Source organism: Phenylobacterium sp., from assembly GCF_031412415.1.
Taxonomy (GTDB): domain Bacteria; phylum Pseudomonadota; class Alphaproteobacteria; order Caulobacterales; family Caulobacteraceae; genus Phenylobacterium.
This window is the reverse complement of record NZ_JANOCX010000188.1, coordinates 1-13,313: the sequence shown is the minus strand read 5'-3', so window position 1 is coordinate 13,313 and position 13,313 is coordinate 1. Positions and strand designations below refer to the sequence as shown.

11 protein-coding genes and 2 pseudogenes are annotated in these 13,313 nt (G+C 69.0%); 8 read left to right on the top strand and 5 right to left on the bottom strand.

Features of this window, described 5'->3' with window-relative positions; all coding sequences use genetic code 11:
- A pseudogene (gene lysK, locus RMO04_RS09110) lies at window positions 1–198 on the top strand (lysine--tRNA ligase); the annotation flags it as partial.
- On the opposite strand, the gene RMO04_RS09105 reads toward lysK, so the two are convergent.
- Window positions 195–2,645, bottom strand: a complete 2,451-nt coding sequence (locus RMO04_RS09105; RefSeq protein WP_309644466.1) for a zinc-dependent metalloprotease — start codon at window positions 2,643–2,645, stop codon at window positions 195–197. The pseudogene lysK and the gene RMO04_RS09105 overlap by 4 nt on opposite strands.
- A 155-nt stretch (window positions 2,646–2,800) precedes the next feature.
- On the opposite strand from RMO04_RS09105, the gene RMO04_RS09100 reads away from it, so the two are divergent.
- From RMO04_RS09100 to RMO04_RS09085, 4 genes are all read left to right on the top strand, one after another.
- A complete protein-coding gene (locus RMO04_RS09100) occupies window positions 2,801–3,274 on the top strand; it encodes a MerR family DNA-binding transcriptional regulator (RefSeq protein ID WP_309644465.1) in 474 nt (157 codons plus the stop codon).
- An 80-nt stretch (window positions 3,275–3,354) separates the two neighbouring features.
- A complete protein-coding gene (locus RMO04_RS09095) occupies window positions 3,355–5,142 on the top strand; it encodes an acyl-CoA dehydrogenase C-terminal domain-containing protein (RefSeq protein ID WP_309644464.1) in 1,788 nt (595 codons plus the stop codon).
- A gap of 44 nt (window positions 5,143–5,186) precedes the next feature.
- Complete coding sequence (locus RMO04_RS09090; protein WP_309644463.1) at window positions 5,187–5,639, top strand: OsmC family protein; 453 nt, start codon at window positions 5,187–5,189, stop codon at window positions 5,637–5,639.
- Window positions 5,640–6,050 carry a GFA family protein gene (locus RMO04_RS09085; RefSeq protein WP_309644462.1) on the top strand — a complete coding sequence of 137 codons (411 nt, stop codon included), beginning with the start codon at window positions 5,640–5,642 and terminating at the stop codon, window positions 6,048–6,050.
- On the opposite strand, the gene RMO04_RS09080 is transcribed toward RMO04_RS09085, so the two are convergent.
- The 3 genes from RMO04_RS09080 to RMO04_RS09070 all read right to left on the bottom strand — a co-directional run bounded on the left by RMO04_RS09080 (window position 6,047) and on the right by RMO04_RS09070 (window position 8,677).
- Window positions 6,047–6,457: a DNA mismatch endonuclease Vsr gene (locus RMO04_RS09080; RefSeq protein ID WP_309644461.1), complete on the bottom strand. Its 411-nt coding sequence runs from the start codon at window positions 6,455–6,457 to the stop codon at window positions 6,047–6,049. The two genes, RMO04_RS09085 and RMO04_RS09080, sit on opposite strands and share 4 nt — an antisense overlap.
- The gene (cysK, locus tag RMO04_RS09075; protein WP_309644460.1) at window positions 6,454–7,443 is read right to left on the bottom strand and encodes a cysteine synthase A; all 990 of its coding nucleotides are present in this window, start codon (window positions 7,441–7,443) and stop codon (window positions 6,454–6,456) included. Before cysK ends, RMO04_RS09080 begins: the two co-directional genes overlap by 4 nt.
- A gap of 97 nt (window positions 7,444–7,540) precedes the next feature.
- Window positions 7,541–8,677 carry a DNA cytosine methyltransferase gene (locus RMO04_RS09070; RefSeq protein WP_309644459.1) on the bottom strand — a complete coding sequence of 379 codons (1,137 nt, stop codon included), beginning with the start codon at window positions 8,675–8,677 and terminating at the stop codon, window positions 7,541–7,543.
- Window positions 8,678–8,722: 45 nt separating this feature from the next.
- Between RMO04_RS09070 and RMO04_RS09065 the strand changes: the two genes are divergently transcribed.
- The 3 genes from RMO04_RS09065 to recQ all read left to right on the top strand — a co-directional run bounded on the left by RMO04_RS09065 (window position 8,723) and on the right by recQ (window position 12,908).
- On the top strand, window positions 8,723–9,202 hold the full coding sequence (locus RMO04_RS09065) for a hypothetical protein (RefSeq protein ID WP_309644458.1): 480 nt from the start codon (window positions 8,723–8,725) through the stop codon (window positions 9,200–9,202).
- A 77-nt stretch (window positions 9,203–9,279) separates the two neighbouring features.
- On the top strand, window positions 9,280–11,079 hold the full coding sequence (locus RMO04_RS09060; RefSeq protein ID WP_309644457.1) for an amidohydrolase family protein: 1,800 nt from the start codon (window positions 9,280–9,282) through the stop codon (window positions 11,077–11,079).
- Window positions 11,064–12,908 carry a DNA helicase RecQ gene (recQ, locus tag RMO04_RS09055; protein ID WP_309644456.1) on the top strand — a complete coding sequence of 615 codons (1,845 nt, stop codon included), beginning with the start codon at window positions 11,064–11,066 and terminating at the stop codon, window positions 12,906–12,908. The genes RMO04_RS09060 and recQ overlap by 16 nt, the downstream gene beginning before the upstream one ends.
- 66 nt (window positions 12,909–12,974) lie before the next feature.
- Here recQ and RMO04_RS09050 read toward each other — a convergent pair.
- Window positions 12,975–13,313 (bottom strand): annotated as a pseudogene (locus RMO04_RS09050) (DNA gyrase subunit B); the annotation flags it as partial.

Sequence of the window (13,313 nt, the reverse complement as noted above, 5' to 3'; positions counted from 1 at the left end):
GAGGCGATCCAGAACGAGGTGTTCGAGGCCGGCAAGGTCGCGGGCTTCGAGCCTCTGCGCGGCTGGTTCCAGGCGCTCTACGAGGTCCTGCTGGGCCAGAGCCAGGGCCCCCGCTTCGGCTCCTTCGCCGCGATCTTCGGCCTGGACCGCACGGTGGCCCTCATCGAGAGCGCTCTGGCGGGCGAGCTGGCGTCCTAGTTCAGCACGCCGTAGTCCTCGTCTCCGATCGGCATGCCGGGCGGGGTTTCGGGCTTCGCCTTGGGCGTTTCCAGCAGCACGGTCATCGCGTCGCGGTCAGCGAGCAGCCCGATGAGCCGGGCGCGATGGGCGCGATCCGCCGGGTCCGCGCCGCCCTTCAACCGAGCGGGCAAGGCCTGCAGCCGAGCCGCGATCTCCGAAGCCGCCGCCGGCGAGAGCTTGGCGTTGCGCTCCGCCGCCGCGAGGTCGAGAACCAGACGGTTCTGCACCCGGCGCGAGACCTCGCCCAGCCGTCCCGAGGCAGGGGCGAACACCGTGTCGAGTGTAAGGTCCAGGACCTCGCCGACCCCCGGTTGGCTCGGGTCGCGGCGGTGCTGGTCCGTCAGCCGCGTCAGGCGGTCCGGCGCCAGGAGCTGATCCAGGGTCATGGCGGCCGCCACCTCTGCCGCCACCAGCGGATCGAACACCTCGCCGCCAGCGTCGGCGAACACCTCGATCACGTGCTGACGGTCGGGGTCGCCGGATTGGGCGGATGACAACATACTGACAAGAGTGTCCGGCGTGTCGAGCGCGGCGGGCGACAGGGTGGCCATCAAGGCGGCGAGCGCCTGGCGCTGGTGCGCGGCGGGGACGGCCGGTGAGGTCTCACGTCCATCGCCGATCACCGAATAGGCATAGTCCACGCCGCCGATCAGCTTGGCGGCCGCTTCGAGCTGGTAGCGGTGGAGCAGGTAGATGGGCACGAACTTGCGCTTCAGATTAGCCACCGGCTCGCCGGGCTTGAGCGCGCCGAGGCCGAAACTGGTTAGGGCCCCGCGGCGCACCTCCATCATGCGGGTCAGCTCGACGGCGGGGTCGGCGCCGTCGTCCCAGAGACTTCCCCAGGGCTGGGCGGCGCCCAAGGGGCGGGCATCGGCGTCCGTGACGAAACGCTTGCCAGAGTCAACTATCGCCTTGGCCTTGGCCTGCAAGGCCTCGCCGCCCGCCCCATAGAGCCAGTCGACGGTCAGCTTGTCCCAGGCCCCGATGTCCACCCCGTAGGCGTCGGACAGGTCGATCCGGCCGTCCTTCAACGTCACTCGAGGCGCCGGATAATCCATGACCGAGGCGCGGTCCTGGGTGGATCCCGCGAAGTTATGCGCGAAGCCGATCGAATGGCCGACCTCATGGGCCGAGAGCTGGCGCAGGCGCGCCAGCGAGACCTGGATGGGGTCGTTCGGTCCGCCGGTCCCGTTGCGATGCGCCCCGACCAACCCCTCGAAGATCAGCATGTCCTGACGAACCCGCAGCGCGCCCAGCAGGACGGAGCCCTTGACGATCTCCCCGGTACGCGGATCGGTGACCGCCTGGCCGTAGGACCAGCCGCGCGTGGCGCGGTCGACCCAGTTGATGACGCTGTAGCGGACGTCCAGCGGATCGACGCCCTCGGGCAGGACCTTGACCTGGAAGGCGTCCACGAACCCCGCGGCCTCGAAGGCCTGGGCCCACCAGGCCGCGCCGTCCACCAGGGCCGATCGGATCGGCTCCGGCGCCGCGCGGTCCACATAGAAGATGATCGGCTTCTTCACCCGTGAGCTGGCGGCGGCCGGATCGGTCTTCTCCAGCCGGAAGCGGTTGGCCAGGCGATAGACGATCTCGTCTCCCAGCGGGGCGGCATAGTCGAGCACCATGGTCGAGAAGCCGCCGGTGCGCGGGTCGAAGCGGCGGGGCTCGTAGCCCGTCTCTGGCAGCTTCACCAGGCTGTGGCGAACCTGGAAGGTGATCAGCTTCGGGTCGGGCGCGATGTTGCGCGTCTCTGGCCCCGGGGTGTCGGAGGCGTAGGTCTGGCGGGCCTCGAACTCCAGGTTCTCGGGGAACACCTTCACGGCCGAGGGATCGACCATGGAAAGATTGGGGACCAGCTTGAAGCCCGCCTCGCCCGCCTGCTTCAGCGCGTCGGCGACGCCATTGGCGTCTCGGACGAGGAAGTCGGAGATGTCGACCAGGAAAGCGCCGTCGGCTGTCGTCTCGGCCACCTCGCCCGCCCAGATCGTGGAGACCGAGAACGCCTCACGCGCGGCGGTCTGCTCGTCCGCCGGCGCTCCCTCCGCGCGGAACTTGTGGTTCTCGAACTCGGCCACGACCTTCTTGCCGATACGGCGGAAGACCAGGATCTGGACATCGCCGATCCGCGCCCGGTCCAGCCCGACGGGCGCGGAGCCGAGGCCCGTGCGTAGGGCGGTCATGTAGAGAAAGCGGCCGCTGACCCCTGAGACGTCGGGCGCCGGCAGGGAGAGCAAGACCCTGCCCTTGGCCTTGTCCACATAGACCGGCAGCAGACCATCCATCCTGGTCGCGCCGGCCACGGCGGTCGGCGGGACGGCCCTATCGGCGGCCAGGGTCGGCGAGGAGAGGCAGACCGCGATGACCGCCAGCGTCGCGGCGGACCGCACGAATCCTCGAACCATGGAGAGCCCCTTTTTCGGCGCACAGCCTAAGGGCGAATCCGCTGCCGGGTCCAGGCGCCGCTCACGGCTGAGTTACCGCCGATCACCTTGACGTAAACGGAAACGTGGTTTTACACTGTCAGGAATAGAAACGTCAGCGTCCAGGGAGGACGCCCATGCCCGCAGATCTTCGCCGGCCCATCCGCACCTTCACCATCCGCCAGCTCTGCCTGGAGTTCAAATGCACGCCCCGCGCCCTGCGGTTCTATGAGGACAAGGGCTTGCTGGCGCCGGCGCGCGACGGGATGAACCGGGTCTATTCCTATAAGGATCGCGCCCGCCTGCAGCTCATCCTCCGCGGCAAGCGGGTGGGTCTGGCCCTGGCCGAGATTGGCGAGATTCTCGACCTCTACGAACTGGACGACGGCGGCGCGGCGCAGAACGCCAAGTCGCTGATGAAATTCCGCGAACGCATCGTCGCCCTGGAGGCCCAGCGCCACGACATCGACGAGGCGATCAACCAGCTTCGCACCGGCTGCGACGCCCTGGAGGCCCACCTCGCCGCCACCCGCCCCGACCTGCTTCCCCGCGCCGCCGACTACGATCAGGTGCTGCGCGAACGCCTGGGCGATATGGAACACGCCAAATAGACTTCGGCGCGTCGGCGCATCGCGCTAATCAAAGGGCTCACGGCGCGCCGTGAGCCCTTCTTCGTCCTACCGGAGCGGACATGCCCTATCAGCCCCCCGTACGCGATCACGTCTTCCTGCTACGCGACGTCCTGCAGCTTGAAAACTACGCCAACCTGCCGGGCTTCCAGGACGCCGCCATCGACGTGGTCGAGCAGATCATCGAGGAGGCCGGCCGCTTCACGGGTGAGGTGCTCGCGCCGCTGAACGCCATCGGCGACAAGCAGGGCTGCACCTGGCGTCCCGACCATACGGTCACCACGCCAGCGGGCTTCAAGGAGGCCTACGTCAAGCTGGTCGAGGGCGGATGGCCGGCGCTGGGCGCCGAGCCCGCATATGGCGGCCAAGGCCTGCCACATGTTGTCAATCTCTCGTTCTCCGAGATGAGCTCGTCGGCCAACATGGCCTTCTCCATGTATCCGGGCCTGACCCACGGCGCCTATTCGGCGATTCTCAACGGCGGGTCGGACGCGCAGAAGGACCTCTACCTGCCCAAGCTGGCCTCGGGTCAGTGGGGCGGGACCATGAACCTGACCGAGCCCCATTGCGGCACGGACCTGGGCCTGCTGCGCACCAAGGCCGTTCCCCAGGCCGACGGCAGCTATCGGATTTCCGGAACCAAGATCTGGATTTCCGGCGGCGAGCACGACATGGCCGAGAACATCGTCCACCTCGTCCTGGCCCGGATCGAGGGCGCGCCGCAGGGGACGCGCGGCATCAGCCTGTTCATCGTGCCGAAGTTCATCCCGGACGCCGACGGCAAGCCCGGCGCGCGCAACAGCGTCTATTGCGACGGCCTGGAAGAGAAGATGGGCATCCACGGCAACGCCACCTGCGTGATCCGCCACGAGGAGAGCACGGGCTGGCTGGTGGGCACGGAGAACCAGGGCCTGCGGCTGATGTTCGTGATGATGAACGAGGCCCGCATCGGGGTGGGCCTGCAGGGCGTCGCCCAGGCCGAGGCCGCCTACCAGGCCGCCGCCAGCTTCGCCAAGGAGCGGCTGCAGGGCCGCTCGCTCACCGGCCCGAAGAACCCCGACGGTCCCGCCGATCCCATCGTCGTCCACCCCGACGTGCGCCGCATGCTGATGGACAGCCGCGCCCTCATCGAGGGCGGCCGCGCCTTCCTGTTCTGGGTCGCCCTGCATGGGGACCTCGCCCATGCCAGCCCCGACGAAGCGGTCCGCCAGCGGGCGGGCGACTACATGGCGCTGATGACGCCGGTGGTGAAGGGCTATCTCACCGCCAAGGGGCTCGATATCTGCTCGGACGCCGTCCAGATCCATGGCGGCTCCGGATTCACCGAGCACTTCCCGGTCAGCCAGTACATGCGCGATGTCCGCATCGCCCTGATCTATGAGGGAACCAACGGCGTCCAGGCGCTCGACCTCGTCGGCCGCAAGCTGGCGGCCGACGGCGGCCGCGCGGTGATGAGCTTCTTCGCGGAGATCGACGCCTTCGTTGAGGCCAACCAGGCCGACGACGGCCTCAAGCCCTTCCTGGAAGGCCTGGCAGAGGCCAAGACCAAGCTGCAGGACGCCACCATGTGGCTGATGCAGAACGGCCTGATGAACCCCGACAACGCCGGCGCCGCCTCCACCGACTACATGCATCTCTTCGGCCTGACCTCGCTCAGCTACATGTGGGCCCTGATCGCCAAGGCGGCCAACGCACGCATCGCGAGCGGCGATAGCGATCCGTTCTATTCGAACAAGCTGGTGATCGGCCGCTACTTCGTGCAGCGCATCCTGCCGGAGGCCGACAGCCACCTGACCAAGCTGAAGACCGGTTCGGAACTGATGATGGCTCTGCCCGCCGAGGCCTTCTAAGGCGCAGCTTCCTCCCTATATGCGGGGCCGAAACGGAGGATTGCATGGCCACCTACACCGCCGACGTCGCCTGGGAACTGCGAGACGGCGAGGACTTCGCCAAGGGCCGCTACAGCCGGGGCCACGTGATAAGCTTCGACGGCGGCCTGATCGTGCCCGCCTCGGCCTCACCCCATGTGGTGGGCAAGTGGGCCGTGGTCGAGGCGGTGGACCCGGAAGAGATGTTCATCGCCGCCCTCTCCAACTGCCACATGCTGACCTTTCTGCATAAGGCGCGGCTGGCCGGCTTCGTGGTCACCGCCTATCGCGACCACGCCAGCGGCGTCATGGAGGAGATCGCGCCGGGCCGGATGGCGGTGACCAAGGTGACGCTCAGCCCCAAGATCGAATGGGATGGCGCAGCGCCCGACGCCGCGGCGCTCGCCCACCTGCACCACGAGGCGCACGAGGAGTGCTTCATCGCCAATTCGGTAAAGACCGAGATCACGGTGGCCTAGATGACGACGCATGAGGCGGTCTGCGCCTGCGGTGGTCTAAGGCTGCACCTCAACGGCGCGGCGCGCCTGGTTTCGTCGTGCCATTGCCTGGCGTGCCAGAGGCGCACGGGCGCCCTGTTCGGGTCCAACGCCTTCTTTCCCCGCGACCAGATCGTCTCGCGGGTCGGGGAGGAGCGCACGTTCCAGCGACAGGGCGAGAGCGGTGGAATCCTGACCTTCCACTTCTGCCCGACCTGCGGCTCGACCGTTTATTGGGACAACCCGCGCGTACCCGACCTGGTCTGCGTCGCCGTCGGCGCCCTCGCCGACCCGTCGTTCCCGCCGCCCATCCGGACGATCTGGACGGTGGCGAAGCACGAATGGCTCAGCTTCCCACCAGAGATTCCGCACTATCCGGGGAACGCCGGCTAGGACGCGAGCAGGCCCGCCAGACGGTCGCTTAGCGCCGCCGCATCCTTGAGGTCGCACTCCCAGATCGTCTCGACGCGCCAGCCCATGGCGCCGAGCGCCGTCGCCGCCGCCCGGTCGCGGGCGGTGTTGCGCGCCACCTTACCCACCCAGTAGTCGCGATTGGCCTTGGGAACCCGCGACCCTCGCGCGCAGTCGTGGCCGTGCCAGAAGCACCCATGGACGAAGATCGCCAGCTTCCGGGGACCAAGGACAATGTCGGGCGAGCCCGGCAAGTCCTTGCGGTTCAGGCGGTAACGGACGCCGAGCGCGCTCAGCGCCTTGCGGACCATGAGCTCAGGCTTGGTGCCACGCCCCTTCACCCGGGCCATCACCGCCGAGCGCTTCTCGGCGGTGTAGACGTCGGTCACAGACCGTCGAACAGAGCCGTCGACAGGTAGCGTTCGGCGAAGCTGGGGATGATGGCGACCACCAGCTTGCCCTTGTACTCGTCGCGGCTGGCCAGGTCGAAGGCCGCGGTCAGCGCCGCCCCGGAGGAGATGCCGACGGGAATCCCCTCTTCCTTGGCGACCCGACGGGCCATGGCGAAGCTGTCGTCGTTGGAGACCTGGATGATCTCGTCGATCACGCCACGGTCTAGAATCGAGGGCACGAAGCCCGCGCCGATCCCCTGGATCTTATGTGGGCCGGGCTGGCCGCCCGACAGGATCGGCGAGGCCTCGGGCTCCACCGCCACCATCTTGATCGACGGCTTGCGGGCCTTCAGCACCTGGCCGACGCCGGTGATCGTGCCGCCGGTGCCGACGCCGGAGATCACCGCGTCGACGCGGCCCTCGGTGTCGTTCCAGATTTCCTCTGCGGTCGACACCCGGTGGATCAGGGGGTTGGCCTCGTTCTCGAACTGCTGGGGCATGACGGCGCCTGGTGTGGCCTCGACGATCTCCCTGGCGCGCGCCACGGCGCCGGCCATGCCGCGCTCGGCCGGGGTAAGCTCCACCTTGGCGCCCAGGATGCTCAGCATCTTGCGCCGCTCGATGGACATGCTCTCGGGCATGACCAGGATGATCGGATAACCCTTGGCGGCCGCGACAAACGCGAGCGCGATGCCGGTATTGCCGCTGGTCGGCTCGACGATGGTCCCACCGGGTTTCAGTAGGCCGCTGGCCTCCAGCCACTCGATCATCGCCACGCCGATGCGGTCCTTCACCGAGGCCAGGGGATTGAAGAACTCAAGCTTGGCGACCACCTCGCCCTGGGGCTTCAACGCCGCGGTCAGGCGCGGCAGCCGGACCAGCGGGGTGTCGCCGATCAGGTCCAGGACGGAGTCGAAAATCTTGCCGCGCCCCGAGCGCTTGTAGCGGGCGGCGTCATAGGTGTTGGATCCGGCGTCGGCCATGGCGATGTCTCTGGCTGCAAGGGTCGATAGCCTGAGAACTTAGGCCCGTGAGGGGGATTTGTAAGCGCACTTCTTCTGGGGGCGGGCGCTAGTTCGCCTATTCGGCGGCCAGCACGGCGCCCTGCGGCGCCAGCAGCGGTTCCAGGATCTCGGAGGCCAGCCATCGCACGACCGGGACGACAACCCCGTCGCCCATGACATGCAGGGCCGAGGTCGCCGAGGGCGGCGTCACATAGCTGTCGGGCAGGCCCATGAGCCGGGCGGCCTCCCGCGCCGTGACCAGACGCGAGCGCACGCTCTCGCCCTCGATCACGATCAACGTCTGGCGCGAGGACCCACCGCGCGGCGTGCGCAGGCAGCCGGCCAGGCCGTCGAACCGCGCCTCGGCCCTTTGGACCCGCAGGCCGTCCTCGACCCGCATGCGCTTGAACACCGCGCCGACGGTGCGCACGCCGCTGGCCCGGGCCGCCGCCAGGCGCCGCTGGTGTAGCGGCGACATCAGCTCGATCAACCGCGCGGTCCGCGCGTGGCTGTGCCAGACGACCGCGTCGTCGTGTTCCAGCAGGCTGGCCAGGTCGGCGTTGCGCGTGGCCGGGGCGTCGCCCCGCCACCAGATCCAATTCGCGGCCAGTTCGGCGGGCAGGCGGGCCTGGGCATCGCGCACCGCCCGGGTCTGGAAGGGACTGTCGCCCATCAGTGACGCGGGCGGCGGCGATCGGGTGGCGATGACGAACACCCGAGGTCGCGACTGAGGCGTGAATCGAGCGGCGTCGATTTCAAGCGCCCCGAAGCCGTAGCCCTGGCCGGCCAGGGCGGCGCAGAGCGCGGTGAAGTCGGCCCCGTCGTGGGAGGTAAGCAAGCCGCTGACGTTCTCGATCACCACGGCGCGCGGCGCATCCGGCCCAAGCGCCTCGATCAGTCGCCAGAACCCGAAGAAGGCGGAGGATCGTCCGCCCGCGAGCCCGGCCCGGCCCCCCGCGAGGCTGAAGTCCTGGCAAGGCGAGGACGCCCAGGCGAGATCGGCGCTCCGGGGCAGATCGGCCGCCTGCAGCGCCCAGACGTCGCCCACCCGCAGGTGCTGTTCGGCGTCGGGGAAGTTAGCGCGATAGGTCGCGGCCTTGACCGGATCGAAGTCGTTGGCGAAGGCGCACGCCCAGCCTTCGCCCAGGCCGAGTCGGGCCATGCCGCCACCGGCGAAGAATTCCAGAAATCGTAGGGCGCTGTTCCGACTCATCTGGCAGGAGTCTAGCCTGCCCGCGCCGCCGCGAAAGGATCGTCGATGCGACACGCTCTCCCGGCGACCTTCGCCGCCCTTCTGCTGTGCGCCTGCCAGCCCCAGGCGCCCGACGGCGAACCCGCCCCGCCGCCGGCGGACGCCCCCGCCCCGCCCAAGGCGCCGGAGCCATCCGACGTGCCGCCGGACCCGCCCAAGGAATTCCTCGGCGACATCGACGCGCGGGGGACCGAGCCCTTCTGGGCCTTGGAAATCCGCGCCGACAGGATCACCTTCAAGCGGCCCGACCCGGAAGCGGCCCTGAGCGTGCCCAATCCTGGCGCCACGGACGACGGCGGTCGCGAGGCGGTGTGGTCGACCACGAAGGACGGCAAGACCTTCATGGTCAGCCTGGCCCAGGACGACTGCTCGGACGGCATGTCGGACCTGCGCTATCCCTATATCGCGGTGGTCACCCTGGGCGACCAGACCTTCCGGGGCTGCGCCTTCAAGACCGGCCAGCAACCGCGCGAGGCCGCCAACTGACGTAAGGTCGCCCTTGACCTGACCCCGCGCGCGGGCGGCTAATTCTCCCAACAAGCAAACGCCAGGGAGAGACGGCCATGAAAAAGGCCTGGGACCTCGTCATTCGCGGCGGGACCGTGGTGGACGGGAGCGGCGCCGCCCCCTTCCGCGCCGACGTGGCGGTCAAGGACGGCCTGATCGCCCGCATTGGCGAGATCGCCGGGCGCGGAGCCGAGGAGATCGACGCCGCGGGCAAGATCGTCACCCCGGGGTTTGTCGACATCCACACCCACTATGACGGCCAGGCGACCTGGGACCATCACATGCAGCCCTCGGCCTGGCATGGGGTGACCACGGTGGTGATGGGCAACTGCGGCGTCGGCTTCGCGCCGTGCAAGGTGGAGGATCACGACCGACTGCTCCGGCTGATGGAGGGGGTCGAGGACATCCCCTTCCCGGTTTTGACCCAGGGCCTGCCCTGGAACTGGGAGAGCTTCCCCGACTATCTGGACAGCCTCGACAAGCGCGCCTTCGACGTCGACATCGGCGCCCAGCTTCCCCACGCCGCGCTCCGCGTGTTCGTCATGGGCGAGCGCGGCGCCAATCGCGAGGACGCCAGCGAGGCCGACATCCACGCCATGGCGGCCATCGCCAAGCGGGCCATGGAAGCCGGCGCGCTCGGCTTCTCCACCTCGCGGACGCTCAACCACCGCACCAGCGACGGCCAGCCGACGCCGACTCTTACGGCGTCGGAAGACGAGCTTTCCGGCATCGCCATGGGCCTGGCGGCGGCCGGCAAGGGGACCTTGCAGTTCGTTTCTGACTTCGCCGATCCGGAAGCCGAATTCGCCATGCTGCGCCGGCTGGTGGAGCGTTCGGGACGGCCGCTGTCCTTCTCCCTGGTTCAGAGTCCGCGCGACCCCGATCAGTGGAAGCTCCTGCTGGAGCGTCTGGCCCAGGCCAATGACGCGGGCCTGCCCATGCGCGCCCAGGTCGCCGGCCGGCCGGTGGGGATCCTGTTCGGCTTCGAGCTGACGCTCAATCCGTTCAGCGCCTATCCGACCTATCAGGCGATCGCCAAGCTCCCCCTGGCCGAGCGCCTCGCCAACCTGCGCGACCCCGAGTTCCGCGCCCGTCTGCTGGCCGACGGCGCCCTGGGCGGCCCCGGCTTCGCCGCCAACATGACCCGCAACTGGTCAATCATGTTCCTGATGGGCGAGGAACCCGACTACGAGCAGACCCCGGACCGCACCATAGCGGCCCTGGCGGCGGCGCAAGGGACGACACCCGAGGAACTGGCGCTTGACCATATGCTGTCAAATGGCGGCAAGAGCATGCTCTATCTGCCGTTCCTCAACTACGCCAATGGGTCGCTGGACCCCAGCCACGCCATGCTGAACCATCCCAACACCGTGCCCGGCCTGTCCGACGGCGGGGCGCATGTGGGGATGATCTGCGACGGCTCGTTTCCGACCTCGAACCTGACCCTCTGGACCCGGGACCGGACGCGAGGCCCCAGGCTGGCCCTGGAGGCGATGATCAAGATGCAGACCCACGACACGGCCAGGGCCGTCGGCCTGCATGACCGCGGCCTGATCGCCGAGGGCTATCGCGCCGACCTCAATGTCATCGACTACGAGAACCTGAACCTGAAGGCGCCGGCCGTGGCCTACGACCTGCCGGCGGGGGGGCGACGCCTGGTGCAGCGAGCCGACGGCTATGTCGCCACCATCGTCGCCGGCCAGGTCACCTATCGCGACGGCGAGCCACCGGCGCCCTGCCCGGCCGCCTGCTGCGGGGAGCGAAGGCCGCGCCGGTCGCCCTGGCCGCGGAGTAGGCTTTTCCGCTCCCCATCTTGGACGGGCATGGCTATGTACCGCCCATGCCTGCTTCGCTGAACGAAGCGCGGGAAATCCTGCGCCGCACCTTCGGACACGCCGAGTTCCGGGGTCGCCAGGCCGAGGTCATCGCCGAGATCCTGGCCGGGCGCAGCGCCATGGCGGTGCTGCCGACGGGCGGCGGCAAGAGCGTCTGCTATCAGATCCCCGCCATGATGCGGCCGGGCCTGGGCCTTGTGGTCTCGCCGCTGATCGCCCTGATGGCCGACCAGGTGGCGGGGCTTCAGCAGTCGGGCGTATCCGCCGCGCGGCTGGACTCCACCGGCGAGGCCTGGGAGCGGGCGCAGACCTGGGAGAAGATCGAGGCCGGGACGCTGGACCTGCTCTACATCTCCCCCGAGGGCCTGATGCAGCCCTCCATGCTGGAGCGGTTGTCGCGCACGCCGCTCGCCCTCATCGCCATCGACGAGGCCCACTGCGTCAGCCAGTGGGGCCACGACTTCCGGCCCGAGTACCGGATGCTGGGCAGGGTCGCCGACATCTTCCCGAACGTGCCGCGCCTGGCGGTCACCGCCACCGCCGACGCCCGGACCCGCGACGACATCCGCGCCGAGCTGAAGCTGGAGGACTCCGCCGAGTTCGTCGCCTCCTTCGCACGACCCGAGCTGGCCCTGTTCGCCGAGCGCAAGCGGGGCAATGCGCACCGCCGCGTCGCCGACCTGGTGGCGGCGCGTCCGGACCGGTCCGGCGTCATCTACGCCGGGTCCCGCGACGGCACCGAGAAGCTGGCCGAGCTGCTGCGCGCCGAGGGCGTGCCCGCCTACGCCTATCACGCCGGCCTCGAAAAGGGCCTGCGCGCCCAGCGGCTGGAGACCTTCCTGGAGGCTGACGCCGCGGTCATGGTCGCCACCATCGCCTTTGGCATGGGGGTCGACAAACCCGACGTCCGCTACGTGATCCATGCCGATCCGCCCGCCTCCATCGAGGCCTATTGGCAGGAGATCGGCCGCGCCGGACGCGACGGCGATCCGGCCGAGGGCATTACCCTCTATGGCGCCTCGGACATGGCCTGGGCCTATCGCCGGATCGACGGGCGCGAGGTGGACGACGGGGTCAAGCAGGTCCAGAGCCGCAAGGTGCGCCAGCTCTACACCATGCTGGACGGCACAACCTGTCGCGCCGCCGGGGTGCGCCGCTACTTCGGCGAGGAGGGGGTGGACGCCTGCGGTGTCTGCGACCTGTGCCTGGGGACCGTGGAGACCATCGACGCCACCGAGGCCGCGCAGAAGGCCCTGTCGGCGGCCCACCGCATGGGCGGCCGCTTCGGGCGCGGTCGTTTGGTGGAGCATCTGCTGGGCAAGACCAAGGAGCCCACCAGCATCGAGGCGGCGCTCACCACCATCGGCATAGGCAAGGAGTTCAGCCCCACCGGCTGGCGCGACCTGATCGACCAGCTGTTGTTCGACGGCCTGCTGCGCGAGGATCCCAACGACGGACGGCCTCTGGTGGGCCTGGGCGACATCGAGGGCGTCAAGGCGGTCTATCGCGGCGAACGCCGGGTGGCCCTACGCCAGGGGCTGGAGGAACACGACCCCACCACCAAGTCGGGCAAGCCGCGCCGTAAGACCCGCGCGGCGACCACGGCCGCCACCGCGATCGGGCCGCACGATCAGCCGATCTTCGAGGCCCTGCGCGCCTGGCGCCGCGACGAGGCCCAGCGCCAGCACCTGCCGCCCTATGTGATCTTTCACGATCGGACCCTGGCCGAGATCGCGGTGAAGAAGCCCGCCAACCTGCCGACCCTGGCCGCCGTCAACGGCGTCGGCGAGGGCAAGCTTGAACGCTACGGCGAGGCGGTGCTGGACGTCCTGCGGGGCATGGACGCCTAGTGTCCCGGTTCCGAAGTTCGCTCAGCGCTTGAACCCAACAAGAGGGCGAACTTCAGATCCGGCACACTAGACGTCGACCTCGGCGTCCAGGGCGTTTTCCTGGATGAACTCGCGGCGGGGCTCGACCAAGTCGCCCATCAGGCGAGTGAACATGTCATCGGCGTCGTCGGCGTGGTTGACCTTGACCTGCAGCAGGGTGCGGGCGTCGGCGTCCAGGGTGGTCTCCCACAGCTGGTCGGGGTTCATCTCGCCCAGGCCCTTGTAGCGCTGGATGGCCAGACCGCGACGACCGGCCTCCATGACCGCGGCGAACAGGTCGAGGGGTCCGCGAATCTTCGAGGATCGATCCTTGCGGGTGAAGGTCCCCACGCCCTGGAAGGTCTCGGCCATGGCGGCCGAGCGTTC

Excerpts from the sequence above, each read along its gene's own strand:
- RMO04_RS09105 (WP_309644466.1), bottom strand. The coding sequence starts at position 2,645 with ATGGTTCGAGGATTCGTGCGGTCCGCCGCGACGCTGGCGGTCATCGCG.
- RMO04_RS09100 (WP_309644465.1), top strand. The coding sequence starts at position 2,801 with ATGCCCGCAGATCTTCGCCGGCCCATCCGCACCTTCACCATCCGCCAG.
- RMO04_RS09095 (WP_309644464.1), top strand. The coding sequence starts at position 3,355 with ATGCCCTATCAGCCCCCCGTACGCGATCACGTCTTCCTGCTACGCGAC.
- RMO04_RS09090 (WP_309644463.1), top strand. The coding sequence starts at position 5,187 with ATGGCCACCTACACCGCCGACGTCGCCTGGGAACTGCGAGACGGCGAG.
- RMO04_RS09085 (WP_309644462.1), top strand. The coding sequence starts at position 5,640 with ATGACGACGCATGAGGCGGTCTGCGCCTGCGGTGGTCTAAGGCTGCAC.
- cysK (WP_309644460.1), bottom strand. The coding sequence starts at position 7,443 with ATGGCCGACGCCGGATCCAACACCTATGACGCCGCCCGCTACAAGCGC.
- RMO04_RS09070 (WP_309644459.1), bottom strand. The coding sequence starts at position 8,677 with ATGAGTCGGAACAGCGCCCTACGATTTCTGGAATTCTTCGCCGGTGGC.
- RMO04_RS09065 (WP_309644458.1), top strand. The coding sequence starts at position 8,723 with ATGCGACACGCTCTCCCGGCGACCTTCGCCGCCCTTCTGCTGTGCGCC.
- RMO04_RS09060 (WP_309644457.1), top strand. The coding sequence starts at position 9,280 with ATGAAAAAGGCCTGGGACCTCGTCATTCGCGGCGGGACCGTGGTGGAC.
- recQ (WP_309644456.1), top strand. The coding sequence starts at position 11,064 with ATGCCTGCTTCGCTGAACGAAGCGCGGGAAATCCTGCGCCGCACCTTC.